The sequence below is a fragment of the Acidicapsa borealis genome (assembly GCF_059115245.1).
Genome location: NZ_JCACNY010000001.1, coordinates 3,796,537 through 3,822,894 on the forward strand (window position 1 = coordinate 3,796,537; position 26,358 = coordinate 3,822,894).

Consider the following 26,358-nt stretch of genomic DNA (forward strand, 5'->3'; position numbering starts at 1 on the left):
CCTTGACGATCATGTCGGCTTTAATCGGTACTGGAGTGGCTGCGGACGCAGAAGGAACAGCTGGACTACCGGTTGAGGAATCAGGACTCTTTGCTGCAGACGACGCAGCTGAATCCTTCGTGCTGGAATCTTTAGTTGCCGACTCTTTGTTCGTGGAATCCTTCGTAGTTGAGCCGGAAGGCCCATCAACAGGAAGTGGAAGAAGACTTGCCAAGACCGGTCTCTCTACCTTCGTGACCTCGCTTTGCGCAACTCCAGAAACCGCGAAGACTGAAAAGCTGGCGCATGCAACTAAGAACGCACTCGTTGTCCAAACTTTTATGTTCATTAGGCCTCTCACTCGAAATGATGATTCAGATTGACTCGACCGCTTGGTCGTATTTAATCCCGCCAAACGGATATCACTGACCTCTGACTGTATCGAAACGATTCCGGGTATTCACAGGGGACATATAAAACCCGAGTAAGGGTTTCATAAGGCAAGGTTTTATTCCTACAGCCAGAAAATGCCCGTAGCGATATGGGTCGAGGCCCACCGCGCCAGGAACCGAGTTAGGACTGTACGGTTCCTGAAATGTAATGGAATGGAGGATAAGGATTCCATGGTAATACAGTAAAGTTTTTGTAGTTTTACAACTTGCTTATAAACTCTGCCCAGCCTACTTCGCCAAATTGCGCCGCTGGGATCCGCCACTTTGACGCGGAAGTTCAACCTTCTGGACTTCGGGCCGGATCATCATTCCAGTACCAATGAATATGCCCGACGTTCAATGCCATCCAAACCGGCGAATCACCGAACTGAACTAAGAACGATTGGTGACTTCGTGCACGATAAGAGACCACCGCACTATCAGGATGACGCAGACCAAGCCGGCCAAACCAAATAAACCTATACTTAGATAAGAAACTCAATCATAGGTAGCGAGCTATAAATTCAATCGACTTCAAAAAGGTGTGCTTCATTTAGATCAGAAAGATCATGTAGCATTGCAGCAACAGATCAAAAAAGCTAATTAGATACCTGGCCCACGAGCTTGAGATTAATCACTACGTCATTCTCAGCTTTCCAAAACAAGAAGCTCGGGTTCTTGAGGCCCCACTGAACATAAGGGATAACGAACTGAGCTTTCGCTATTGCCTTTGAGCCGTCCAGGTGAATCTGCATCGGAATCGTCAGGTCGTGAGGCATGCCGAGCAGGGTGAATACTCCACTTACTTGAATTGTTGAGTCCCCAGAGGGAATAATTTTTCCGGTATAAGTCTTGGGTACAAAGGAGACGGTGGTGTATTGATCCACCTTGAGGATGTCCTTGTACATTTTCTTGTCTCGGCTGTCGTTACCGGTTTTCCCACTACCAGCAACGACGACGATCGAACCCGACATTCTCGGGTTGCTGCGATCAAATTCAATCGATCCAGTTTGAATGTGAAACGCGCCGTTCACGACTTCGTGAGTGGTGTTGAGCGTCATATTGACTTCGCTGGCGTCGGTGTTGACAGCAAATATTTGATGCTGGGCGATTGCGGCTGGAACAAAGAGGACCGCGAAGGCAAATGCTGCGAAGGATTTCATTCCATCTCCCCTGGAGGGCTTGGGCGAAAGAGAGTTGCTGCGGCGTGGCTTGATTTCAGCTTGTGGCTGTTTGCGGAGTCACTGTTGCGTTCTGGGCTACGCGTGTCAGCCTTGCCGTCACGCGCATCACGCCCGGCCAGACCCTGAGGCAAAACGGCAAAATGGCGCGCGCGAGTGAGTTATTCAGGCCATCAGCGGCGATCTCGGCAAGACGCATCTGGGCCAGCAATGCGGAACGAAGTTTTGCTTGGAAGACCTGAGCCGGCTCGGCTGCCAGATAAGCAGCGGAGGCACAACGGGCGGTATGCAGCGCGATCGAGATACCATCGCCCGTGAACGAGGGAATCACAGCAGCTTGATCGCCGATGCAATAAAGACCTTCAGCCGTTGTGCGGCGGACGTATCCATACGGAATATGGGTGATGGCGATCGGCTTGTCGAGGACCGGTTCGGCCCCGGCAAGCCTCATCGCGAGATGTGGACAGTCCTGCTGCATCTTGGTGAGGAAATTTTCCCAGCGATTCCCTCCCCTTGGCAGGTACCGCTGTTGCACCACGCAGCACAGATTCGCCAGGCCACCTTCCACTGGTTGGATACCACCGTAGCCCCCGGGATATAGCATTAGCTCCGAAGCCCGCGAGAGCTCAGCGGTCTGCCGTGGTGCGAGACGAAAATACATCTTGAAGGCCACCCATCGCTGCGGGTCTTGCGGACGTGCGTGGCCGCGAAGATCGTGCTTGCCAGTTGCCAGAAAGGCTGTGGGAGCTTCGCGGGTGGTGCCGTCGTCCAGCGTAACCCGCCAATGATTGCCAGCTGTACGCGCGAGCGCCTGCACGCTGCGGCCGCGCTCCACACGGACCCCTGCGGCGATGGCCTCTGCGATCAGCGCCGTATCCAGCGCCTTGCGCGTGAGCGAGGCTGCGGGAAATGGCAAGGGAGCTTCCGCGGCACGCCGGGCAGCGGCGAGGCGCACGTTATGGATAGGCACGGCGCCGAGCGAGGCGACATCGATGCCGAGCGCGTGCAGGTCTTCCAGGGCCTCACCGCTCAAGAATTCTCCGCAGACTTTATGGCGCGGTGTGAGTTCGCGCTCAATCAACGTGACGCTTCTTCCCTTGCGGGCGAGTGCGATCGAAGCGGCACACCCTGCCACTCCACCACCGAGGATCAAAATCTCGTCTTGCAATGTATTGCTCCTAATTCACCGGACGATCAATCAAGTTGTAGCGGGAATGCATGTGTTTAGTAGACGTTCGGAAAGCAGTTTGGCGAAACATTCTGTACGAATCGTCATCTTAGAGCAGGCAAGAAGTTGGTTCATGATGAATGTCGCTGACTTTCTTCAAGACGCAGTAGCGACAATTGCATGCGTCACTGGCAAACAAATCAGTCACGACGGGTGGTGAGCTCGTGCCAGTTGAGGCCGAGATCGACGATCAGCAGCGAGGCAAGCGTGAAGGCAATCACGCCGACTGCTGATAACACGTCTCCTAGATGGCTCCAGTATGCAGGTACGAGGTTGAGAACACGGCTGGAAACAAAGGTGAAAGTAACGGCGTAAGAGCGGGCCATCCATTGGCGGTGCTGGGTAATTTGGCGGTTGCGCGCGGTGATAAAGGCGGCAGTCGTGCAAACCATCCAGGCTGCTGCCTGCATGGAAGTTCCAGGAAGACCCGGACGGCCGGCAGCGAGAGCGATCCCCGTGAACGAACCAACGAACACCGAGACGACGTAAATCCGGCCGAGGATCCGGTGGAGTTGGAGATACCGCTGGCGGATCCGCGAGGAGAATTGGATGGGGCCGATCAGCAGGGCCAATGTTCCGGCAAGCGTGTGAGGGATGAGGAGATTGCGGTCGGCGATGACCTGTAGACGATAGGTATGGTACATCGGATAGTCGGTGATGAGGAGAACTTCCGAGGTAATGAAGACGAAGAGTACGGTGAGACCCAGCGAGGTCCAAAGAATCGTCTTAAACCTGGAGGGGGAGGAGCGCGGCGCTAGCAGCGTGGAAGTTGGCATAATCCTCCTCTCAAATGCTTGGACAGCATGAGGGGCGCCGCATGCGCGATAGTCTTGCTGTCCTTTAGTCTCACGACGAGATACCTCAGAATCATCGGCTTCACCTCCACCGCCCCACGCACAGCCGTCCAGGTCGCCAAGGCTCCACCGTTACTGCTTCTTGCGGGATCTCAGCCGTAGCGAGCAGCCGTACCCAATCCCCTTTGCGGAAAGCACGCCGGAACGACACAGGCCCATCATGCCGTACAAACGGGTGCCATCGCACGATCCCACTCAACACCCCAAACAGCCGGCTACTCCGCTCCGACCGCTCCAGATCGTTGATGAACCATCCTACCCGTGCGGTCGCTTCCATCCACCGCAGTAGGGCGACGATTTGTTCGTCCTCCAGATGATGCGCCATGAGCGAGCTCACGACAATATCGATCGGTTTCTCCGTCCGGTATTCCAGAGCATCCTCGGTCACAAACGTGATTCCGATTTCCTTTGGTGTAAACTCCGCTGCGGCACGCGCCGCATAGGGGTTCATGTCAATGCCGGTCAATTGCACGGCAATCCCACGCCGTCGTGCCCAAGTTGCTATCTGGCGCAGAAGGTCGCCGCCGCCACTGCCTACGTCGACAATATGAATCGGTTCACGTAGCCCGCGCGGCAACCGGGTTAGCCATGCCAGCGTCGGCCGGTAGCCACGAAGCCAGCGGTTGACCTGCTGCAGACTGCGCAGGCACTTACGGAAATCGTCATAGCTGCAGTCGCCATCCATCAGCTCCGGCAACTCGCGCGGTGAAACCCGCTGACTGAAGTCGATTCTTGAACTAGACGGCATGAAAGAGCATTGTCTCCGCTGTCAGCCCCGGCCCAAACGACATCGCACACCCGCGCTGCCCAGGGCGCGCCTGCTCCATGATTCGCTGCAACACAAACATGACCGTTGCTGAAGACATATTGCCAAAGCTCGACAACACTTCGCGCGAAGCCGCCAGCGCGTCCTCCGGCAGTTCCAGCGCCTTTTCGACTGCGTCCAGGATGGACCGTCCGCCCGGATGGACCGCCCATAGGTCGATCTCATCACGCTTCGTTCTCAGTTCTCCCTCATGCAGCGAACGGCTCAGCTCTCCGGGCACCTGTCCGGAGAGCTGCATATCAAAGCCCAGCCCGCCAATCTTCCAGGTAATCAGTCCGCGGGTTTCTGGCACTGAGACCGCTTTGAAACTGTCCAGCGCGAGGCCGTGCTCATCCGCAGTAATCAGACTCGCCGCTGCGCCGTCTGCAAAGACAAGAAACGAAAGCACCTGCTCCAGATCCTGCGTCTCCTGGAAATGGAGCGTACACAGCTCAAGATTCAACATGAGCACACCGGCCTTCGGATCGGAACGCACAATGTGCCGCGCCAACTTGAGCGCATTGATGGCGGCATAGCATCCCATGAATCCGACCATCGTGCGCTCCACGTCTGGCGAAAGCCCAAGGTGGTCGACGATCTCAAAGTCCAGCCCCGGCGCATAGAGCCCCGTGCAGCAGGTTACCAGGACGTGTGATATACCCGTGCGTTCCCCTTCACTCAGCGCGAGCCGGTCTACGGCCTTCCGCATCAGCACTGGAGCGCTCTGTTCAAACAGCTTCATTCGTCGCGCCGTACTAGGGAAGTTGCCGGACTGATAAAAGTCATGCGCGTCGTTTGTCGAGAATGTGCCGGACCCGTTTTTCGCATCGAGGAAGGAGTAGCGATGCGCAATGTTGGCGCGGCTCGCCATGCGACGGAAGACGCTGCGCAAACGCGGGTCGGCGAGCATCTGCTCCGCGAAGATGACGAAAGTGTCGTGCACATCGTGCTCTGGTACGGCAGTTGCGATGCGGTTCAGGTAAGCCGTAGTCAAACGAAATAGGCCCTCAGCCATATTGGATGCAATGTAGAGTGTTCGGAGTGAAGCTGACTCAATAAACGCAATGGTTCCTGATACAGTCGACTCGCGGAAGGGACGGGCGACGCCATTTCAGTAAAACAGCTACTCGTTGAGACGAGCCCTTCGGTCTTTTGATAGCACTCGACAGGACAGTAATAGGATGACAATTTGTTCATGGAAAGCATAATCGTATACGCACACCGTGAACTTCGGCCCTTTACATCCCAGATTTCGGAACTGTGAGGCAACAGCGACAGCTACGAGCTTTCTCCTGAACCAACATTCGACGCCAATCGGAACGTTAAATCCGATAGCCTGACATCCTTAAAATAACCTCCGCAAAATCGCTCAACTGAGTCTAGGGTTGATAGCTCCAGAGATCGTTGGCGTTTGTGATCTGACCGCTCTGCGTATTGTCGTTGAGGCAATAGACCCAGAGTCTTCCGGACTTGTCGATCCACTGCATCGGACCTGGGCAGCCGCCGGGCAGGGATTGTGGGGAAGCTACACCAAGTGGGCCATAGCTTGCGGGTTGGCGCGTGAGTTCCGAGCCGCTCATATAGGTCCACTCGCCAGCGCTGTACTTCCATAGATCGTTGAAACTCCCACTACTTCCGGCCTGGTCATTACCGCCGCCGCCAAACAGCCAGAAATTGCCGGACGCATCGGTCCAGGAAGAGGCGCCTTCGCGAGAGGGAGGAATGTTGGCAGAATCAGCGACGCCCATGGTGCCGTATCTACCGAGATCGTTTGCGACATTGGGTCCGCCCATCCACGTCCATTCGCCGTCTTTGTAACGCCAAAGATCGTTGAGGTAGCCGTAGGTCCCTGCAGCGTCCTGCCCGAGACCGCCGAAGAGCCAGAAGGCGCCGGAGGCATCCGTCCAGGTGCTGCCATCGGTGCGAGCACCCGGGACATTGGAAGCGGATGGTTTACCCAGAGTTCCGTAAACACCGGGGGCGGCGGTAGAGGGATCATTGGGTCCGCCGACCCAGATCCATTCTTTGCCGTTGAACACCCAGAGATCATTCTGGTTGCGGGAGCTTCCGCCGTTGCTGAAGGTAAGGACGTCGTTACCGCCAAAAAGCCAGAGGTTGTTTTGATGGTCGATCCATGTCATGGATCCGGAGCGAGCGCCGGGAACATTCGCAGCCGAGGCGACGCCGAGAGTTCCATAAACCGGTGGCTGATTGGGCTGGTCGGAGCCGCTGATCCAGGTCCATTGCTTACCGTCGAAACGCCACAGATCGTTGAACCGGGCGTACCCGTTGGTGTCCGTTCCGAAGCCGCCGAAGAGCCAGAGATTGCCTGCGGAGTCGGTCCAACTGGCTGCGTCGCTCCGCGCGCCGGGATCGTTCGTGGGACCTGGAGTGCCCAGAATTCCATAGATGCCGGCGGGATTGTTGCCGAGACTGGAGCCGTTGACCCATGTCCACTCGCCACCCGAATAACTCCAGAGATCGTTGAGAGAGCCGGCAGCGACTTCGATGGTTCCGCCAAAAAGCCAGAATTTCCCGGTTGGATCGGTCCAGCTCGATCCAATTCCCCGCGCCCCCGGATTGTTGTTCGGCGAGGCTACGCCTTGCTGACCGTACACGCCTGTGAGACCGGCCAGTTGCGATCCACCCCTCCAGGTCCACCTGGCTTCTGCGCTTCCGCAGCTCACGAGAATGTTTGCAACATTGCTCTGAGGAGTGCCCGTATCGCCTGTCAGGGTGCAGCGCTGTGCCGGGTTTGTGGGTTGCGTAGCAATGGTGACGACGTACGAGTAACCGTACTTGATGGTCGAGGTGAACTGAAAAGCGCCATTGGAGGAAATGGGCAGCGTATCCGCGCCGTTGAGCTGAAGGGCGAGACCTGAGCCCTGCAGGCCGTATACATTGCCTCCAATAGTGAACGGACTCAGGCAAAAAACCAGGATGCTGGTGACGTTGGCTGTGACAAGGCCCGTGGGATTCTGGACGATGCAGTTTTGGCCGTTGGTGGGCTGAGTACCGACAGTGACATTGTAGGTAGAACCGCTGCTGACAGGAGTGGGAAAGGTGAAGAAGCCAAACGTGGGGATAGTGACTTTGTCTTTTCCGTTATTCACCAGGGTCACGGGCGAGTTGAGCAGATCGTTGACGAAGCCGCCTACCGTGTAGGTGGCGGGCGGAGGAGTTGATCCCCCACCCGAGCCGCCGCCACAACCAGCAATTGACGTTACGAGAAACGCGATGCCGAGATAAACTTTTGTGTTCGTCATAGTACCTCTTCGATCGAGCGGGTCGCATTTGAGAGGATGGTAGTGTCAGTTAACCTCGTAGTTCTGATCGGACTAGAGTCCGACTTTACCGATCGCGGCACCTATTGCAGCTGTTACCGCCATCGCGAACGCGCCCCAGAATGCCACTCGCGCGGAACCTTTCCAGATCGGAGCACCGCCGACCTGAGCCGCGACCGCCCCCAGGATCGCAAGGCATACCAGCGATCCGACACTGATAAACCAGACTGCGTGAAGTTGCGGTGCCAGCAGAGCTATCGCCAACGGCAGAGCTGCACCAGCCGTGAAGCTCGCTGCCGAAGCGAGCGCCGCCTGGAGCGGTTGAGCCAGGCTCGTTTCGGTGATTCCGAGTTCATCTCTCATGTGAGCTCCCAGCGCATCGTGACTCATAAGTTCCCGTGCAACTTGCGCTGCCAGGTCACGGTTCAGCCCTCGCTTCATATAAATGTTGGCGAGTTCCTCCGTCTCTCCTGCCGGGTCGCTGGCCAATTCCGACTTCTCCCTCGATTCCTCTGCAGTCTCGGTATCGGCCTGGGAGTAGACGGAAACATACTCACCCGCGGCCATCGACATAGCTCCTGCAGTAAGACCGGCAATTCCGGAGAGAATGACGTTTGCGCGGAGCGCATTCGCCGTAGCTACTCCCAGCATGATGCTCGAAACGGAAATGATGCCATCGTTCGCGCCAAGCACTGCCGCACGAAGCCATCCAATCCGGTCCTGTTTATGGTGTTCCCGGTGCCGTCGAGCCATGCTTGCTCCTTCTCATACGTTGCAGCTTCACTGGCTGATCAAATCTTCATCCGCGTCATCGGGGACGCAAGTTTAAAGTGTCGACTATCGACTCACGAGCGCCGCAGATTCCGCCACCGCATGATTGTGAAAGGTAAGCAAGGGCAGGGCGATTACAATCCTCGCACCGTTTCCAACCCGGTTTGCGGCTGAAACACTTCCTCCGTGCACTCGTATGACCGCCTGAACGAACGCCAGACCGAGACCATGTCCGCGGGATTCGCGGCCCTTCGCCCTAGGCTCAAAGAGATGTCGTGCAACTTTCGGATCGAATCCGGGACCGTCATCCTCGATCGTAAGATGCGCCATGTCATTGTCCGAGTGAACGGATAACCAGACCGTGCTCGACGGAGGCAAGTGCTTGAGCTCATTGTCCAGCAGATTTGCAATTACTCGATGAAGCAGCGCGGCATCCGCGGAGATAACCACCGGATCTGCAATGCGCATGTGCAGGGCAATTCCCCTCTCGCTGATGCTCGGCTCAAAGAAGTCCGCAATGGCGCGAACCAGCTCCGCAAGGTCGATCTCTGTCCGCGAAAGCCTCAGCGCATCAGCCCTGGCCTCTGATACATCGAGAGTCGTATTGAGAAAATTGCTCAGACGATCCAATTCATCAATCGCCGATACGATGCGCTCCGTGGGGTCTGTTCTCGCGCTCGGCGATAGGGCCGCCTCCATCTTGCCGCGAATAGCCGTAAGCGGGCTCCGCAGATCATGGGCGAGAGAGTCTGTGATGGTGTGAAGTTGCCCAACCGTATTTTCAACACGGTCGAGCATCTGATTGAGAGTGCGGGCAAGTCGGCCTATCTCGCCCTCTCCTCTGGGATTGGGGATCCTGCTGCTGAGATCGGACTGACCTATGCGAGATGCGGTTTCAGCGATTCTTTCGACACGGCGAAGCATCCGCGCAGTCGCATAGAAAACGAGCAGAAAACCGAGCAGAACGATAACCAGCCAGAGCGTCAAAAAGCGCACGCGCAGATTCCTTAAGACACGCAACTCATCTCTTTCTGACAACCCCAGAAAAATATGGCTGCCATCCTTTATCTGTACGGTGGCGACCCGAAATGGAACCGCAAAGCCATCGATATGCAGATCGTAAGGAACGTCGGAGGCCGCCTTCGTGGAGCGAATCGCGGCAAGAGTTTGGGCTTGATCTCCTGTACCGACCCATAGATTTTTCTGGCCGTCATTGCCGATTTGCAAGAAGAACACGGCATCGCTCTCATTCGTACTCGATCGCTCTCGATTTGGTACTTCGCGGCTGGCAAGCTCGGCCACTTCGCCAACGATGTCTTGGTAGAGCCGATCTTTAGGAGTCCTTCCAGCGACGTCGCCTAGCACCTCCACTTCTCCGGAGAGCCAGGCATCACTCCTTTGCTGGATATCTCTGGCGACGAAACGGTGAAGCATCCAGAAGACGAAAAGTGCTCCAATCGCAAACGCCAGGGTCGCCCAGAGAGAGATGCCCCAGGCTTCGCTTCGCAGAATCGGACTAGTTCGCTTCAAAGACATAACCGACACCTCGTAACGTTCTGATACGCGACTCGCGACCCTCAGAATCGATCTTTCCTCGAAGGCGATAGATGTGAACGTCGACCATATTCGTATCTGGTTGAAACTGCATGCCCCAGACCTCAGCCAACAACATGGAACGCGTTACAACTCGTCCCGCATTTCGACACAGGTACTCGAGCAGCAGAAACTCTTGCGGAGTGAGGTTGAGAACGTGGCCACTTCGGACGGCTCTCCGCCTCACCACGTCGAGTTCCAGGTCGTGGATGCGGATGTGATTGACTTCCTCGCCCTTCGACGAACTGCGGCGCAGTAAATTTCGCATCCGTGCGATCAGTTCCGCGACAGCGAATGGCTTGGTCAGGTAATCGTCCCCGCCAAGTTCCAGACCTTTCACACGCTCGTCAACGGAACGTCGGGCGGAGAGGATAAGGACAGGAGCGGTGACCCCTGACTTGCGCATTTGAAGGATTAGGTCGATCCCGTCAAGATCCGGCAGTCCCAGATCGACGATGAGCCCGTCGAATGGGTTCGCGTCTACGAGCTCAAAAGCAGACCTGGCGTCACTTGCGATGAGGACCTCATATCCTGCGTCGATCAAGGACTGCTCCACGAAGCTCTGAATCTCTAATTCGTCCTCGACCAACAGCAATCGCATAGAGCATCGTAAGCGAACTGATGGTCCCCCGCATAGGAGTCCGGAACGACAAAATCCAGGATCGTGACGCAAAACCAACGTTTTCGACCAATCTGACCAAATCGTAATCAGTCTTAACCGAGGCTATTCGCCACAACATAAGATGAAAGTGCGCTGTGCTGTCTTAGCGGCCTGCGATTTCGTCGTGCCATTCCAACGCTTACTGGGGTATCCAGTGAGGATGTGCGCTGAAAAGTCCACCGACAACGCCAGTTTGATAAGCCACAAATAGTCCAAAGCTCACGCTTAACAGACCTGAGGCATAAACGAGACGACGGTTCCACGCCGAAAAACGGCGCGCCGCGTAGGCCATCGGTAGGGCAGTGCAAGTCGTAATGAGCGCCATCCCGGCGATTGTGCCCACTCCAAAAATTAAGATATAGAGCACCTCCCAACGAGGCTGAGAAATCGTCGTCATAACAAACAGGGCGATCGCCGCGGATCCCGCAAGTCCGTGAGCGATACCTACAAACAGTGGACGAAGTAGCATCCAGACTCCCATCTGCGTCCGGCCACTACTACCTTCCAATTCCAACCTCTGATTCGTTCCAGCATGTATTCCAACAGCATCGTGCAAGTGATCAGCTTTCGACATCAGCCGCTGCAGAACTCCGGTCAAATTCAGCACACCTAGAAAGATCAGCATCAGTCCGACAAAGAATTCCATCCCAAGCCCTATCCGCGTCGGGATTGCGATCTTAAAAATGATGATTGCAATTCCGACCGCAAAAATCGTGAGCGTGTGACCGATGCCCCAGATTGCGCCGATCAGGGATGCGCGCAAAAGTCCCCGCTCCCTGCTCACGATGGTCGAAACCGCAATTACGTGATCGGCGTCTGTAGCGTGCCGCATCCCGAGAAGGAATCCCATTGCCGCAACAAATGCGAACGAAGTCAATTTCCACCCTCTATCTCGCTCAATTGCACCGTCAATTCTTCCGTTATATTCATAAATCATCGAAGAGCTGATGGAACAGCTTCCAATATGACGCCGTCAAAACGAATCCCGATCAGAGTAGCCCTGGGACTTAAGGCCGCTATTACAGCTTCACACGTCTCGTGCGCGTTACCATAAAATTCAGATGTCTAAGAGGCAGAGTGACCATGAACACGATCTCCCGTGGGCTAGACGACGCAAGTCCCACTCTCACTTTCGAACCCGGAACCAACCCCGGACTCGACAAAAAGCGTCAAGCGCTCTATGAACGGCTGTGCAGTACAGGACCCTTGATGATCGCGTATTCCGGCGGTACAGACTCCGCCTACCTGGCCTATGCGGCTCATCTTGTCCTGGGGGACCAGATGATGGCTGTCATTGCCGACTCCCCTAGCCTCGCGCGCGCCGACCTCAGATCTGCGATTGCCTTTGCGTCCAGCTGTTCTATCCCACTTCGCGTCATTAAGACCAACGAACTTGCTGATCCGGACTACGTCCGTAACGACAGCACACGCTGCTTCCACTGCAAGGACGAGTTGTTTGATGTTATGTCGAGCATCCAGGAATTCCCTGCCGTCGCCTACGGCATGAACCTCGATGACATCGGTGACTTTCGCCCCGGCCAGAAAGCCGCCGCCCAGCACAATATCCTCGCCCCACTCGCAGACGCAGGACTTTCAAAAGCCGAAGTTCGTCAACTCGCACGCGAAGCTGGCCTCTCTATTTGGGACCGGCCCGCGTCTGCCTGTCTCTCTTCACGCATCGCCTATGGCCTGCCGGTAACGCAAGAAACATTGCAGCGCATCGAGGATGGCGAAGCGTTCCTATCTACCCTCGGCTTTTGCCAGTTCCGCGTACGCCATCATGGCGAAATTGCTCGCATCGAGATCGCCCGTGAGGAGCTTGACCGAACTTTTTCGCTGTCAATCTTTGACGAGATCACCGCTGCATTCAAGCGCCTTGGTTACAAGTTTGTGACTCTCGACCTGGAGGGCTTCCGCAGCGGCTCAATGAACGCCCTGTTGCCCGGCTCGTTCTTGCCCGCTTCTGAACTTGGCTGGAAACCAGCGGCTATCAACCCCGTTGTAGAAGAGGCGGCACGGTGAAGATAGCCTATCTTGATTGTTTCTCCGGTATCAGTGGCGACATGTTCCTCGGTGCTTTGGTGGACGCCGGCGTTCCCCTCCCCGTCTTGCAGGATGCAGTCTCCGCCCTAGGACTGGGTCTTCGTCTGGACATGCGTCGCGTCAATCGCAGTGGCATCGACTCCGCAAAAGTTGACGTCCTCACCGCCGAAGGAAAGGCTGCGGACAAAACACCACCGGATACCGGGCAGCATACTCATTCCACCGCCGACGATGACGGGCACGGCCAGCCGCATGACCACACTCACGAACACGCGGATGAACCGGGTCACTCTCACAGCCACCAAGCCAGGCACGAGGACGGTCACTCCCATGACCATACCCATGGACACGACGACCATCACGAGCACAGCCACAGCCATGGCAGGTCGCTTTCAACCATCCAGAAGATCATCGGCGCTTCATCTCTTCCTCAGCCCGTGAAGGATCGCGCCCTTGCAGCTTTCCAACTCCTGGGCAATGCCGAAGCCAAGATCCACAACGTTCCCGTTGAAACAATCCACTTCCATGAAGTCGGCGCACTCGATGCCATCGCAGACATCGTCGCCACGGTGGCAGGCTGCCACTGGCTGCAGGTAGAACAATGGTTTTGCTCTCCGCTCAATGTCGGCGGCGGACATGTCCATTGTGCCCACGGGAAGTTTCCCGTTCCTGCGCCCGCAACCCTCGAACTGCTGCGCGAGTTGCCTATCTACTCCTCTGGAGTGCAGAAGGAGCTCGTGACGCCCACAGGAGCAGCACTGCTCCGCGCACTCGAAGTGACTTCCGGAAATTTCCCAGCGATGCGCATGCACTCCACTGGCTACGGTGCTGGCACTCGCGACCTTCCCGGCCAGCCAAACGTCCTGCGTCTGGTCGTTGGCGAATCTACGCCGCTCCTTGCTCAGCAAAGCCAGTTGCCGTCAGGCGATAAGATCGGCATCATCGAGACAACAATCGACGATGCCACTCCCGAGCTTCTCTCCTACGTGGCCGATCGACTCCTCGCCGCCGGAGCTTCTGATGTTCATCGCACCCAGGTGCAAATGAAGAAGGGTCGCATCGGCACCCTGCTTACCATCCTCTGCACCCCCTCTCGAGCTGAAGCTCTGCAGCAGATTCTTTTCGCTGAAAGCACCACACTCGGCTTGCGCTACCGAGAAGAACAGAAATTCACTCTCGCGCGCACTGTCGTCACGGTAAACACGGAGTGGGGGGAAATCCGGGTCAAGTTAGGCACGCGCGATGGTGAGCTCATCAATGCCGCGCCCGAGTACGAAGACTGCAGAGTCATTGCGGAGCAGCATTCGCTTCCACTTAAGCAGGTGATGCAGGCGGCCATGTCCGCGTATCACAACCAGGAAGCGCCACGATGAACCGCGACGCACTCCGCCAATTGATGCAGGCCGTTCAGGCAGGCGACGTCATGCCGGATGACGCCTGCGACCGCCTCAAGTCATTGCCCTTTGAAGATCTCGGCTATGCCAAAATCGATCACCATCGCTCCATCCGCTCGGGTATGCCGGAGGTGATCTATGCAGAAGGAAAAACCACCGAGCAAGTCGCAGGCATCTTTGTCAGCCTGGCGGCTTCAGGCGTCAATGTACTTTCGACCCGCAGTACACAAGAGCAATTCGAGGCCGTTCAGTCCGTTGAGCCACGCGCCCTCTATCACGAACTAAGCCGTTGCATCACCCTCCAGCAAACCGAATCCCGTCCTCAGACTGGCTTCATTGCCGTCGTTTGTGCCGGTACAAGCGATCTGCCCGTTGCCCAGGAGGCGCAAGTCACAGCTGAGCTTATGGGAAACAAAGTCGAGCTCATCGCGGACGTCGGCGTTGCTGGACTGCATCGCCTGCTTGCGCAACGCACCCGCTTGCAGGAAGCAGCCGTACTCATCGTCTGCGCTGGGATGGAGGGGGCGCTTCCCTCGGTGGTTGGTGGTCTGGTCGCTGCGCCGGTGATCGCTGTGCCCACCAGCATCGGCTACGGGGCGTCGTTTGGCGGCTTAGCTGCCCTGCTCGGCATGCTCAACTCCTGTTCTCCAAACGTCAGCGTTGTCAACATCGACAATGGATTCGGCGCCGCCTACATTGCCACGCTGATCAATCGTACCCGCCAGAGCTGATGGCAATTCAATTGAGTGAGGTTTTTGGTGATCCAAGTTAGAAAATTTCATGTTTTAGCTTGCTTCGTCACAATCACCTGCTGTTCAGTGTTGGTCGCAACCTCTTTCAGGCTGAGCGTGAATGTGCAGGCTCAATCTGGACAGTCCTCAGAAGCCGCGATGCCTCTCGATGTGGAGCGCCTGGATCCGTCGCTGGATCGATTAATTCCACCCGCTGCAAAAGGATCTGAGATCGTAAATGGCCTGAAGTGGACAGAGGGACCGCTCTGGTTGCCGTCCGGCAAACTGATCTTCGCAGACATCCCCAGCAACAGCATTCGCACATGGAATCAAAGCAGCGGTACCAGCATCTTCATGCAACCTAGCGGCTACAAAGGATCCAAACCTTACGGCGGCCCGGAGCCTGGCTCCAATGCCATGACGCTTGATGCAGCAGGCCGTCTCACCGTCGCAGGCCACGCACAACGCGATGTTTGGAGACTGGAGGGCATGTCCCCCAATGCTCCAGAGACAGTACTTGCGGACTCGTACCAAGGCAAGCGGCTCAATAGCCCAAACGACCTCGTCTACAAGTCAGATGGCTCACTGTATTTCACCGATCCGCCCTATGGGCTACAAACACAAAACGACAAGGATACTGAGAAGGAACTGCAGTTCGATGGGGTCTATCGTATTCCGTATGCCCTTCGGCAGAAACCCGGCACGACACCCGACCGCGCCCGGCTGCAGTTGTTGGTGAAAGATCTGTCTCGACCGAATGGCATTGCATTTTCTCCCGATGAGAAATACCTCTATGTCTCTAATTCCGAGCCAGAGATGTACTGGATGCGTTACACCGTCAGGCCCGATGGGTCTCTCGCCGAAGGCAAGCGGTTCGGCGACGCGGGTATCTACGCTCACAAGGGAGCTCCTGATGGCATGAAGGTTGATCAATTGGGAAATATCTACAGTGCAGGGCCGGGCGGGGTCTGGATATTTTCGCCGGAACTTAAGCATCTCGGCACAATCAAGCTCGGAATCGTGGGAAACCTGGCGTGGGGCGATGACGACTACAAGACTCTCTACATAACAGCCGGTCCTAACATTTACAGAATCCGCCTTGCGGTGGCAGGGGCACGTCCGCACATTCGTTGACAGGTGTAGGATTTTTCGTAGGTGAGGTTTGGCTTGGCAATCCAAAATTTCGTCAAGACGCGCGATACTGCCACAGCAGCAAGACTGCGGCTCGAACTGAAACACCCGCTGGCGATCCGCTGGATGCACTGGATCAATTTTCCGGTTCTGTTCATCATGATCTTGAGCGGAATAAGGATCTACTGGAACACGACGGACAACGCGCATTTGCATCCTCACGCGGTATACCGCATCGGTTTCGGCTCGCACACTCTGATCCAACTCTTCCCCGAATCGGTGTGGAAAAAACTGGACATTCCCTGGCATGTGACCCAGGGCCTTGGCGACCACTTCTTCTTCATGTGGATTTTCGCCATCAACGGCATCGCCTACGTGCTTTACACGCTGCTCTCCGGGGAATGGCGGTTCCTACTTCCGCGCCGCGAAAGCTTGAAGGAAGCTGTGCAGGTAGTCCTTGTATCCCTGCATCTCCGCAAGCAGCGGCCGACGCAGAAGAAATATAACGGCGCACAAAGGATCGCTTACTGCATCGTGATTGCAATGGGCGCGGGAAGTCTATTGACGGGACTCGCCATTTACAAACCGACACAGCTTCATCCGCTGACGACACTTCTCGGCGGGTATGAATGGGCGCGCTGGGAGCACTTCTGGCTGACCATGGGTTTTTGCGGATTTTTTCTCGTCCATGTCCTCCAGGTAGCCTTCGCCGGATGGAACAACTTCCGCGGCATGGTCAGCGGCTATGAGATCAGAACTGCCAGCGAGCCGACGCTTGATGCAGAGAGGAACAGCTGGCGATGAATGATCCAGAAAACAAATCGCTCAATGAGATCAAAGCACGTAACGCAGAAGTACTTGCGAAGTCCCGCAAATATACGCGCAGGAGTTTCGCTGTCGCGGCTTTAGCCGCAGCCGCTGGGTATGGATTCTGCCGCTGGGTGTTTTACAGCACTGCAGACGGCGATCAACCATTACCGCGCCGCCGTGCCTACCAGGCGAATGCGAAACTCTCGCAGATGATTTTTGACGAGCGCGCCCTCGCGCCCACCTATCCCGTCAGCCTGGCAGAGAAACCACGCACGAATGGCGTCATCGGCATCAAGCAGGATCTCGTCGCAGATTCATGGCGGCTGCAACTGGTGGGTAGTGAGCACGAAACGAAATCCCCACGGTACGTCTCCGATGTGACCTCCTGGGAGTATGCCTATACGCCCGATCCGGATGCGGAGCCTGACTCAAAGCATGGATCCGGAAGTACCGAGCCCCTGCGAGAGCGCGCCGGAAAACTCAACCGCGGTCTGGAAGAAGCTGGCCTGAGCCGCTCCACCCTCGCCGCCGGCACTCCGGGCCTGCTCTTGACGATCGACGATATCCTCAAGCTGCCGCGACATGAGTTGGTGACAGAGTTCAAATGCATCGAGGGTTGGAGCCAGATTATCCACTGGGGTGGCGTTCGCATGGCGGACTTTATCGATGCGTATCCGCCAGCGAAAAAGCCGGACGGCAGCCTTCCCCGCTACGTCTACATGGAAACTCCCAACGGGGACTACTACGTTGGTTACGACTTACAGGTGTGCCGCCATCCGCAGACGCTTCTCGTCACGGAAATGGCGGGTAAACCCCTCACCCAGCGCCACGGGGCGCCGCTTCGTTTACATGCACCCACCAAGTATGGCTATAAGCAGATCAAACGGATCGGCCTCATCGCCTACACCGACCTCAAGCCGGACGATTACTGGACCAAGCTCGGTTACGATTGGTACGCAGGACTCTGAGATTTTCGCCTTTCAACCAGGCTGCCAGATGGATGCATGACAAAACGAGAGGAAGGTCGCACAGACATGGAAGGGAGCCCGCAGGTCGCGATGAGCGATCGGGATAGCCGCAAGCGATGGGTGTACGTGCTGTCTGCGGTCTTCATCACCTACAGTCTGGCTTACCTTGATCGCGCCAACTATGGTCTCGGAGCCGCTGCCGGACTGGCGGCCACGCTCCACATAACCGACTCCCAATCAGCGCTTCTTGGCGCTCTTTTCTTTCTCGGCTACTTCGCCTTTCAAGTCCCCGGAATGGTCTATGCGCGGCATCACAGCAGCACCCGCATCATATTTTCCGCTCTGGTGCTATGGGGTGCATTGGCCGCGCTCACCGGAGTGATCCATCAGTTCTGGCTCCTCGCTCTTGACCGGTTGCTGTTGGGAGTTGCAGAGAGTGTCATCTTCCCCGCTATGCTTGTCTTGATTACGCGGTGGTTCACACGCCAGGAGCGATCCCGCGCCAACACCCTGTTGATGCTCGGCAATCCCATCACGGTCCTCTGGATGTCGATCGCCACCGGCTACCTGATCCACTCCCTCGGCTGGCAGATGACATTTGTCGTCGAGGGCCTGCCGTCGATCGTCTGGGCATTCGGGTGGCTCGCAATCATGCGGGATAAGCCAAGCGAAGCTCCGTGGATGAGTACCGACAGTAGCCTAGCACTTGAGCAGAGACTTGCCCAGGAACAGGTTGGACTAACCCCAATCCGTAGCTGGAATCAGGCCTTCGCACGCAAAGACGTGCTGCTCCTGAGCGTCGTCTACTTCTGCTGGAGCGTGGGCGTTTATGGTTTTGTACTCTGGCTTCCGACCATCCTGCGTGCCGGCAATGCCATGGGTATCGAGAGAACGGGACTGCTCGCATCCATCCCGTATCTCCTGGCGGTGATTCTGATGCTTCTTGCCAGTTACATTTCCGATCGGTCGCTGCAACGCAGGCGAACGATCTGGCCATTCCTCGTCCTCGCTGGTGTGGCCCTGTTTGGATCCTTTCTCGCGGCTGGGCACAACTTCTGGATGGCGTATGCTGCGCTCATCCTCGCAGGCGGAGCCATGTACGCACCTTACGGCTCATTCTTCGCCCTGATTTCCGAATCGATCCCAAGGAACGTGTTGGATGAAGTGCTCGGACTGATCAACTCCAGCGGAGCCCTCGGCGCCTTTGCCGGAGCGTGGCTGGTAGGAGTGCTTCAGGCACGCACCGGAGATTCCCGTGCAGGATTTCTACTGATGTCAGGAGCACTCATCGGTTCGGGCCTGCTCATGCTCGGCTATCGCTCCAGAACGCTCCCGGCAGTCGCACCGAATTCGGCCTCAAAGTAAGGTCGATCCCGGGTAATTCTCGACATAGACACGGCAGGACTAAAATCAGGGAGGAAGTCTCGCCCGCGCGGGATTCGAACAGTGCATCCGAGATTGTACGCAAAATCAGGAAAAGGACACGTGAAACGATGGCAACTACCACACTCCCGATTATCCAGCCCACTGAGGTAAAGATCGCCAAGACGCCGGAGCCGCCAAGGTTTGCGACCCACGCGGAGGAGCGCCTCCATCGCAAACAGCGTCTGGCATCGGCATTTCGACTCTTTGCCAAGTTCGGATTCAGCGAGGGCGTAGCCGGCCACATCACAGCGCGCGACCCCGAACTGCTGGACCATTTCTGGGTGAACCCCTTCGGAATGCACTTCGCGCACATTCGCGTCTCTGATCTCATCCTCGTCAATGAACACGGAGAGGTCGTCGAGGGCGATAAACCGGTGAATGAAGCGGCTTTCGCAATCCATTCACGCCTCCATATGGCAAGGCCGGACGTCGTGGCAGCGGCGCACGCGCACTCCCTCTACGGAAAAACCTGGTCGTCGCTGGGACGCCTGCTCGATCCCCTTACGCAGGATGCATGTGCCTTCTATCAGGATCACAGCCTCTTCGCCGATTACACAGGCGTTGTCTATGAGTCTTCCGAGGGAGACCGTATCGCTGAGGCTCTGGGACCACGCAAGGCTGTCATTCTGCAGAACCACGGAATCCTTACCGTTGGCAGCACCGTCGACGAAGCTGCCTGGTTCTTCATCACCATGGATCGCTCTTGCCAATCGCAGATGTTGGCGGAGTCGGTCGGAAAACCGATTCCGATCTCGCATGAGAGCGCTGTGGTAGCGCAGAAGCAAGTCGGCAACCCGCGCGTTGGATGGTTCCAGTATCAACCGTTATGGGATTTGATTGTGAAGGAGCAGCCCGACCTGCTCGACTGATCGGGCTCAGTTATTTAGCTGACTGAGTCGCATTTTTAGCCCAGCCATTGGGGATTGTTGTACGTCCCATCGTACATATGGGATGACTTGTAGTCCTCAAACTTCCCTGCCGGAGAAAACGGCGCTGTTTTTTGCAGAACGGCAATCTTCTGCTGATCGCTCATCGGTTTGAAGTTTCGAGCAACGCTCAGGGCCTGCTCCAGGTTAGCCATGGATTCGCAACCGGTAATGGTCATGGTCACCGGCACGCTCATCGCATAATGTAACGCTTCTGCGGCCGTGATCGTTTTGGTCTTGAGAATTGCACCATTGCTGAGCGGCTTCATGCCCAGGACAGCGATACCATGCTTCTGCGCGAGCGGAATGACCTTTTGCCCAAAGCTGTCATAGTGATGGTCGAGCGCATTGACTGGCATTTGTACCGTGTCGAACTGAAATCCATGCTGAACCGCGGTCTCGATCATATGCATGTGCATCTCCGGACTCTTGTGCCCGGTGAAACCGATATGCCGAATCTTGCCTTCCTTGCGGGCCTGCTGCAGAACGTCGATGACGTTTCCGGGCTGAAAAGCCTGCTCAGGATCGGTGATGCGAATCACTTCATGGATCTGCAGCAAGTCGACATGGTCGGTCTTGAGCCGCTGCAGGGACTGCTCAATCTGTTTGCGGGCCTCGGGTCCGGTGCGTCCATCAATCTTGGTCATCAGAAAGGCCTTCTTGCGATAGCCATCCTGGAGAGCTTTCCCCATGCGCTCTTCGCTCACGCCCGCGTTATAGTCCCAGCAGTTGTCGAGAAAGTTGATGCCCTCGTCAAGAGCTCTTCGAATGATCAGAATTGCATCCTGCTCCGTGACATGCGACAGCCCAAGATGGTACCCGCCAACCCCGATGATCGAAACTTCCGCATCGGATTTTCCCAACTTGCGTCGGCCGATGCCGTTGACGCTGCTCACGAAAGGCGCGGGCACGTGAGCTGCAGCTCCCTGCAAGGAACTTGATGCAATTTCTTGCCCGCCAGCACTCTTGATGCCGGCAAGCGCTGCTGTGACCGCAACATCTTTCAAGAACTTTCGTCGTTTCATGGGAATCTCCCTAAGACACAAGGATAGATCGAAGTGCAGATTCGACCTCTTGTAACCTACATTACTCCATTCAGGTTGCCTGCTTAGCCTGCATAGCTCGCTTTTGGGGAGCGGGCATATTTTCTGAACGCGGCAGCTAATAGCCAAACTGCAAAATCTCCGCGGGTTACGTTCCCATCTGTTTTTAAAACACGGAGGCCCGCCCGACTGAGTTCTTCCCAGGTCGGGGAGTTGAGCCCGTGAATGTTCAAAATTGCTCTGGACACGAGTAAATCCTCAACTCCAGCCCTTTGCATTGACGCAGTCACTTCGTCCCCGCGCATCGGTTTCTCTGAGGCAAAATGGAGTGTCGCATCGTCTGCCCGTAGCCACCCAAGAGTACTCACCATTTGCGCCGCCTTGAACAAGGCACTGTCTTGCGGGACATCATCGAACCAGAAGATTGGATGTCCTTGTTCCACAAGCCAGCGCTGCAACCCGGCGAGTGCCCGCGGATCACCATCGACCTCCGTTGGGGTCGTCCCGTGCCGAACGGACCATGCTATGACCGCTCCGGCCGCCTCTCCAATCGACCACTCCGTCGGATGCAAACGGTAAGCGCCATTGGTGATATGCGTCGTGCCAATGTTCTTTGACGCCGCCAGCAGATTATCCATATCGAGAGGAATCAGCGCCCCTAAAGGGATTTCATATGGCTTCGTCTGCGACGTAAACTGCCTCTTTCCACAACTATGAATGTCAATCGGATACTGACCGATGCCCACCGTATCGTCATAGTGCGCCGCACGCGCCCCCGTCTGAAAATCAACCGAGATATCTTCCTCAACGACCGTACGCAGCGCCAGAACCCTGCGTGACTCACGGATATAAGGTTGCTGGGAGAGTCCGTCCCGGCTCCCCATCCCATCGAATTGCAATCCAATCATGGGATAGCCTGCGCCGCTGTCATCGTCACGCGGTGCTTCATGCTGCAACCACCAGGCAAACCCCAGCGAGAGCTGTTTTGCCCGCTGCAATGCTCTGGCCTGTTCCACGGGGTCGTCGGATAACAAACGGCTATCGCAGTAGTCGTTACTTTCCCAATTGATCATGCTCTGGTCCCCGGCAAAGAGCCCGGCACGGAACTGGCTAGCATCGACAACGCGCCTGTACGTCCAGAACGCACCGGGAGTCCCCTGGAGATCCGCGAACATGCCGTATCGGAGAGTCCTCCCGCCTGTGGAAGGAAGAGACAGAGTGAATGCCCTCCTGTTGTCAGCGTAGTGTGGCGGCTCACTTCGCGATAGTGCAGACAAAGGTCTTTGCGAATTCAGCAGCAGGAAGGGGTACGTAAAACTCTGAACTGCCAATGGGTCTTCCAGCTCAGGCGCGTCTCTTTCACCCGTTTCGCTCTTCGATTCAGCGCCCACCCGAAACTTGAGTCCGCTCAGACGAATTCCGTCTCCAGTTTCGGATGCGTCGATAAAGAACTTTCCAACCAGACGAAGCCATTGGCGATGTTCAAAGTCGTAGGCCAGAACGCCCTCAATCCGCCTTCCGCGCCGCTCCACTCGCACCGCCACTGTGTGGCGCCAAATCATGAGCCGGTGTGATGCAACAAACGGACGCAGCATCTCATCAAGGACCTGCGCCCCCACGCGCGGTTCAAAGCACAAGCTGCTCACCCAGCAGTTGCCAGGGTTCAGTTTGGAGTCATTGGGTTTGCCTGTGTCCCTGCTCGCAGGCATCTCTGACTCGTAGTGAGCACGGATTCGATGACTGAGTTCGCGATATGTCTCTGTAGCGCCTGTTGTGTCAATCCACTGGTTGTCATCGAACGCCGATACGCCTTCTGATGTCATCTGCCCACCAAGCCACAGCGTGGGTTCAATCATGCAAACGCTTAGGCGCCCCTTGGATGCCTCATAGGCTGCACTCACTCCTCCCATGCCACCACCAAGGATCACCAGATCGCAAGCGTGAAACTGCTCACGGCCCCTCCGTAGTTGGACAACGGCCCTGGCCGCATCACCGTCGGCTTCCACTTGCATCACGTCCAATACGGAATAGGCAGCCGCCATCTTCGCGCCAGGCTGCGTCGCTTCCGTTTTCCACGAAGAGGCAGCACAAATCGATACGCGGGCAAGAATTCCCATCAAAACGAAGTAGGTTCCTACACGCCTTGGGATCCCAGATTGCATCTTGTTTAACGACCTCAATTCCCCGTGTGGTGGACCCTCAGCCAGCCTGGCTGAGCAGCAAAATCGCAACCAGCAGAACGCCGACGCCTGCGAACAAAAAGCCTCGCGCCTGTTTCGGTGCTCGCTTCCACTCGCCTAGCACCAGCCCTATCGCGTTTGCCAAAAGTAGGCCCGTCGCAAGACTCAAAGGCCAGCCAATCGAGGTGCCCAATGGACCGAGGCGAGGTACAGCCATCCCGTATACGAAGATACTTCCTCCCCAAAGCAGCCCCATCAACAGAGCCAGCCAATAAAGCCTTGCGCCTCCGCGCTGAGTAAATTTGGAAAAGGTTCGATTCCGAATCATAAGATAGACACAAAAACCAAGATTGGCAACGGAGCCTGCGGTCAGCATGACCACCCAGATCAGGTTAGTACTGGCAAACTGGTCCAGATGGGCAGACCGGCCGAAGTCTGCAATCGGCTGCGCAAGCGCAAAGCCCACATTGAAAACGGCAGAAAGCAATCCCGCCCCAATCACCAGCAGGAGTGCAACTCCAAGCGGCCGCGCACGACCCACCAACTCACCGCGCTCTGCTTGCGACCCCGCGCCGACCGCCTTCTCGCGTTTCGCTCCGGCCATACCGCACAGGACGATTCCCACGATTTCGATCGATACGCCAAGAAGGATCATCTGACCAGTCCGCTGGAAAAGCTTGCCAGGAGATAAGAGGACAAGTGGCAGCAGAGACCCCAGTGCCGAAGAGATAGCCAGAACAAATGTGTTTGCCAGCGAAATACCAATCGCACTCACACTCTGTCCAAACATGATCGAACCGAAACCCCACAGAAAGCCGGTGCCGATTGCAACCCAAATCGATCCCGCCGGAGCACGAAGAAGGATCGACCAGCTTTGCGGTGCAGTAGCTGTGATCAGCACCGCAGGCAGCAGAAGACAGGCGCTGATAATGAACAGGCTCCAGACATTCTCCCATTCCCAGCGTCCCAGATAGCGCATCGGCAGGGTAAAGCTCCCATTCATCACCCCAGAAAGAATTGCCAGCATCGCGCCGGCCACAATCACGCTTGACATCTCCGCCTACTCCGCTCACCGCATTACGTTTTGCCGGCGCCTGCCTGAAATCTATAAGACATCGCGAAGGATGAACAACTGCAAAAGGATTTATCCTAAAAGAAGTCCAACTATCAACCAGCGGTCCGCCAACATGCCAACATCATTCGAAAGTCTTCACTTGATCCGTGGCAAACTGATCGTGTCTTGTCAGGCCTGGTCCGGCGATCCACTCGACGATCCGAATGTCCTCCGTCGTATGGCGCAAGCTGCCGTTCTGAACGGAGCCGCTGGATTGCGTCTGCACAGCGCAGAGCAGATCACCCTCATTCGAAATGACACCAGTCTTCCCATCATCGGCATAGAAAAGCGGTACAGCAATGGACAGATGCGCATCACACCCGACTTTGCCTCCGCTGCCAGCCTGGCAGCTGCGGGAGCCACCATCATCGCGCTCGATTGCACAGACCGTGCGTGGCTCTTTGGCGAACCGTGGCGCCAAATCGTAGAACGCATCCATCGCGAGTTGCGCTTACCAGTCATGGCGGATATCGCAACTCTCAATGAGGGCTTGGCGGCAGCCCAGGCTGGCGCCGACCTAATCGGAATGACGCTCAACGGTTACACCGAAGAGACGAAGCACATCAAAAGCTTCAACTGGAGCCTGCTTGATGGGTTAGTACAGCAAACCGGAAAACCGATCGTCGCTGAGGGTCGAATTACCACCCCGTCAGAAGCAAGAAGGGCCATCGATCGCGGCGCATGGAGTATCGTCGTCGGTTCAGCAATCACCCGTCCCGGGATCATTACGGAAAGTTTTGTTCGCGCCCTCCAACCTCCCAAGTCAGATTCTCAGGCAATTGGGGTTGATATCGGCGGAACCTCGGTGAAAGCCGGATTGGTCAACCGCCAGGGTGTCGTCTCATGTGCCGAACGGATACCGACGGTTGCTAGCCAGGGCAGAGACGCGATAGCTGCGGCTCTTGAAGAAGCGATCCAGCGCGTTCTGACGAATGCACGAAAGGACCAAATCACCCCCGTCGGCTTGGGCATAGCCAGCGCCGGCGCTATCGATGCCAGTACAGGTTCCGTCTTTGCCGCAACCGACAATCTCCCGGGATGGGCTGGGTTCCAGTTGCGCGCCTTCGCGGAAGAACGTTTCCAACTCCCCGTCAGCGTGCACAACGATGCTCACGCCGCCGTACTCTCGGAACTGCACTTCGGCATCGGTCGTCACCTTTCGGATTTCATCGCGCTGACTCTTGGTACTGGACTCGGCGGCGGCATCGTTTCGTCCAGCAAACTCATCCTTGGTCAGTACGGATTCGCCGGCTCCGTCGGTCACCAAACCATTCGTGTCGACGGACCTCTCTGCAACTGCGGTCGCCGGGGCTGCCTCGAGGCCTTTGTGTCAACGGCAGCTCTCATCAATGCCTACAAATCCCATCCAAACGCAAAGCTGTTGGAGCCAAACCAAGAACAGTCCGCAATGGCCCAGCAGATCAGTCAACTGGCCCTGAACGGAGATCGGGCAGCCGAGGCTGCCTACAGCTCCATCGCTTCGTACCTCGCCGAAGGCGTTGCCAATCTTTTCAACCTCTTTGACCCACAGGCAGTCATTCTTTCTGGGGGCCTAATAGAAGGACACACCCATTTTGCCCCCGAAATCGAGGACAGAGTCTCTGCTCTCCTGCATTTTGGGGTGCAGAGAAAGCCTCGTGTACAACACTCATCCTCAGGGCTTTTTGCCGGTATCAGCGGCGCTGCAGCTTCAATTTTTGAAGCAGAAGCCAATGGCCTACTGTAACTTGCAACAATCTCAGTCGGGGTTGACCGCCCGAAAGAAACAGCAAGTTAAACCTAAGTCACTGATGCATTGGCTCCTCC

General features: G+C 56.4%; 23 protein-coding genes. 10 read left to right on the forward strand and 13 right to left on the reverse strand.

Annotated features, from left to right (window positions below):
- Positions 1 to 11: 11 nt before the first annotated feature.
- The gene (locus tag AC5S27_RS15515; protein ID WP_493935476.1) at positions 12 to 362 is read left to right on the forward strand and encodes a hypothetical protein; all 351 of its coding nucleotides are present in this window, start codon (positions 12 to 14) and stop codon (positions 360 to 362) included.
- A 647-nt stretch (positions 363 to 1,009) separates the two neighbouring features.
- Here the strand turns inward: AC5S27_RS15515 and AC5S27_RS15520 are convergent.
- The 10 genes from AC5S27_RS15520 to AC5S27_RS15565 form a co-directional block, all read right to left on the reverse strand.
- Positions 1,010 to 1,573, reverse strand: coding sequence for a YceI family protein (locus AC5S27_RS15520; protein WP_493935477.1), 564 nt, complete (start codon positions 1,571 to 1,573; stop codon positions 1,010 to 1,012).
- A gap of 55 nt (positions 1,574 to 1,628) precedes the next feature.
- Positions 1,629 to 2,759, reverse strand: a complete 1,131-nt coding sequence (locus AC5S27_RS15525; RefSeq protein WP_493935478.1) for an NAD(P)/FAD-dependent oxidoreductase — start codon at positions 2,757 to 2,759, stop codon at positions 1,629 to 1,631.
- 200 nt (positions 2,760 to 2,959) lie between these two features.
- A complete protein-coding gene (locus AC5S27_RS15530) occupies positions 2,960 to 3,595 on the reverse strand; it encodes a DUF2306 domain-containing protein (protein WP_493935479.1) in 636 nt (211 codons plus the stop codon).
- 100 nt (positions 3,596 to 3,695) lie between these two features.
- Positions 3,696 to 4,421, reverse strand: a complete 726-nt coding sequence (locus AC5S27_RS15535; protein WP_493935480.1) for a methyltransferase domain-containing protein — start codon at positions 4,419 to 4,421, stop codon at positions 3,696 to 3,698.
- Positions 4,411 to 5,493 carry a type III polyketide synthase gene (locus AC5S27_RS15540; RefSeq protein ID WP_493935481.1) on the reverse strand — a complete coding sequence of 361 codons (1,083 nt, stop codon included), beginning with the start codon at positions 5,491 to 5,493 and terminating at the stop codon, positions 4,411 to 4,413. The genes AC5S27_RS15535 and AC5S27_RS15540 overlap by 11 nt, the downstream gene beginning before the upstream one ends.
- Positions 5,494 to 5,857: 364 nt before the next feature.
- On the reverse strand, positions 5,858 to 7,744 hold the full coding sequence (locus AC5S27_RS15545; protein ID WP_493935482.1) for a hypothetical protein: 1,887 nt from the start codon (positions 7,742 to 7,744) through the stop codon (positions 5,858 to 5,860).
- A gap of 72 nt (positions 7,745 to 7,816) precedes the next feature.
- Positions 7,817 to 8,515 (reverse strand): VIT1/CCC1 transporter family protein, encoded by a 699-nt coding sequence (locus AC5S27_RS15550; RefSeq protein WP_493935483.1) that lies wholly within the window; start codon positions 8,513 to 8,515, stop codon positions 7,817 to 7,819.
- An 84-nt stretch (positions 8,516 to 8,599) separates the two neighbouring features.
- Positions 8,600 to 10,069 (reverse strand): sensor histidine kinase, encoded by a 1,470-nt coding sequence (locus AC5S27_RS15555; RefSeq protein ID WP_493935484.1) that lies wholly within the window; start codon positions 10,067 to 10,069, stop codon positions 8,600 to 8,602.
- Positions 10,050 to 10,727: a response regulator transcription factor gene (locus AC5S27_RS15560; protein ID WP_493935485.1), complete on the reverse strand. Its 678-nt coding sequence runs from the start codon at positions 10,725 to 10,727 to the stop codon at positions 10,050 to 10,052. Before AC5S27_RS15560 ends, AC5S27_RS15555 begins: the two co-directional genes overlap by 20 nt.
- A 199-nt stretch (positions 10,728 to 10,926) precedes the next feature.
- Entirely contained in the window at positions 10,927 to 11,724 is a 798-nt protein-coding gene (locus tag AC5S27_RS15565) for a sulfite exporter TauE/SafE family protein (RefSeq protein ID WP_493935486.1), read from the reverse strand.
- A 146-nt stretch (positions 11,725 to 11,870) separates the two neighbouring features.
- Between AC5S27_RS15565 and larE the strand changes: the two genes are divergently transcribed.
- The 8 genes from larE (at position 11,871) to AC5S27_RS15605 (ending at position 20,158) form a co-directional block, all read left to right on the forward strand.
- Positions 11,871 to 12,809 (forward strand): ATP-dependent sacrificial sulfur transferase LarE, encoded by a 939-nt coding sequence (gene larE, locus AC5S27_RS15570; protein WP_493935487.1) that lies wholly within the window; start codon positions 11,871 to 11,873, stop codon positions 12,807 to 12,809.
- The gene (gene larC, locus AC5S27_RS15575; protein ID WP_493935488.1) at positions 12,806 to 14,203 is read left to right on the forward strand and encodes a nickel pincer cofactor biosynthesis protein LarC; all 1,398 of its coding nucleotides are present in this window, start codon (positions 12,806 to 12,808) and stop codon (positions 14,201 to 14,203) included. The genes larE and larC overlap by 4 nt, the downstream gene beginning before the upstream one ends.
- A complete protein-coding gene (larB, locus tag AC5S27_RS15580) occupies positions 14,200 to 14,955 on the forward strand; it encodes a nickel pincer cofactor biosynthesis protein LarB (protein WP_493935489.1) in 756 nt (251 codons plus the stop codon). Before larC ends, larB begins: the two co-directional genes overlap by 4 nt.
- A 15-nt stretch (positions 14,956 to 14,970) precedes the next feature.
- The gene (locus AC5S27_RS15585; protein WP_493935490.1) at positions 14,971 to 16,089 is read left to right on the forward strand and encodes an SMP-30/gluconolactonase/LRE family protein; all 1,119 of its coding nucleotides are present in this window, start codon (positions 14,971 to 14,973) and stop codon (positions 16,087 to 16,089) included.
- A 33-nt stretch (positions 16,090 to 16,122) separates the two neighbouring features.
- Entirely contained in the window at positions 16,123 to 16,890 is a 768-nt protein-coding gene (locus tag AC5S27_RS15590; protein WP_493935491.1) for a cytochrome b/b6 domain-containing protein, read from the forward strand.
- Positions 16,887 to 17,864 (forward strand): molybdopterin-dependent oxidoreductase, encoded by a 978-nt coding sequence (locus AC5S27_RS15595; protein WP_493935492.1) that lies wholly within the window; start codon positions 16,887 to 16,889, stop codon positions 17,862 to 17,864. The genes AC5S27_RS15590 and AC5S27_RS15595 overlap by 4 nt, the downstream gene beginning before the upstream one ends.
- A 36-nt stretch (positions 17,865 to 17,900) precedes the next feature.
- Positions 17,901 to 19,229: an MFS transporter gene (locus AC5S27_RS15600; protein WP_493935493.1), complete on the forward strand. Its 1,329-nt coding sequence runs from the start codon at positions 17,901 to 17,903 to the stop codon at positions 19,227 to 19,229.
- 128 nt (positions 19,230 to 19,357) lie between these two features.
- Complete coding sequence (locus AC5S27_RS15605) at positions 19,358 to 20,158, forward strand: class II aldolase/adducin family protein (protein ID WP_493935494.1); 801 nt, start codon at positions 19,358 to 19,360, stop codon at positions 20,156 to 20,158.
- A 35-nt stretch (positions 20,159 to 20,193) separates the two neighbouring features.
- Here AC5S27_RS15605 and AC5S27_RS15610 read toward each other — a convergent pair whose 3' ends face one another.
- The 3 genes from AC5S27_RS15610 to AC5S27_RS15620 all read right to left on the reverse strand — a co-directional run bounded on the left by AC5S27_RS15610 (position 20,194) and on the right by AC5S27_RS15620 (position 24,492).
- The gene (locus AC5S27_RS15610) at positions 20,194 to 21,240 is read right to left on the reverse strand and encodes an aldo/keto reductase (RefSeq protein ID WP_493935495.1); all 1,047 of its coding nucleotides are present in this window, start codon (positions 21,238 to 21,240) and stop codon (positions 20,194 to 20,196) included.
- Between the two features lie 83 nt (positions 21,241 to 21,323).
- Positions 21,324 to 23,420 carry an FAD-dependent oxidoreductase gene (locus AC5S27_RS15615; RefSeq protein ID WP_493935496.1) on the reverse strand — a complete coding sequence of 699 codons (2,097 nt, stop codon included), beginning with the start codon at positions 23,418 to 23,420 and terminating at the stop codon, positions 21,324 to 21,326.
- Positions 23,421 to 23,457: 37 nt separating this feature from the next.
- Positions 23,458 to 24,492 carry an L-rhamnose/proton symporter RhaT gene (locus AC5S27_RS15620; protein WP_493935497.1) on the reverse strand — a complete coding sequence of 345 codons (1,035 nt, stop codon included), beginning with the start codon at positions 24,490 to 24,492 and terminating at the stop codon, positions 23,458 to 23,460.
- 160 nt (positions 24,493 to 24,652) lie between these two features.
- Here AC5S27_RS15620 and AC5S27_RS15625 point away from each other — a divergent pair, with 160 nt between their 5' ends.
- The gene (locus AC5S27_RS15625; RefSeq protein WP_493935498.1) at positions 24,653 to 26,278 is read left to right on the forward strand and encodes a putative N-acetylmannosamine-6-phosphate 2-epimerase; all 1,626 of its coding nucleotides are present in this window, start codon (positions 24,653 to 24,655) and stop codon (positions 26,276 to 26,278) included.
- The last annotated feature ends 80 nt before the right edge of the window (positions 26,279 to 26,358 follow it).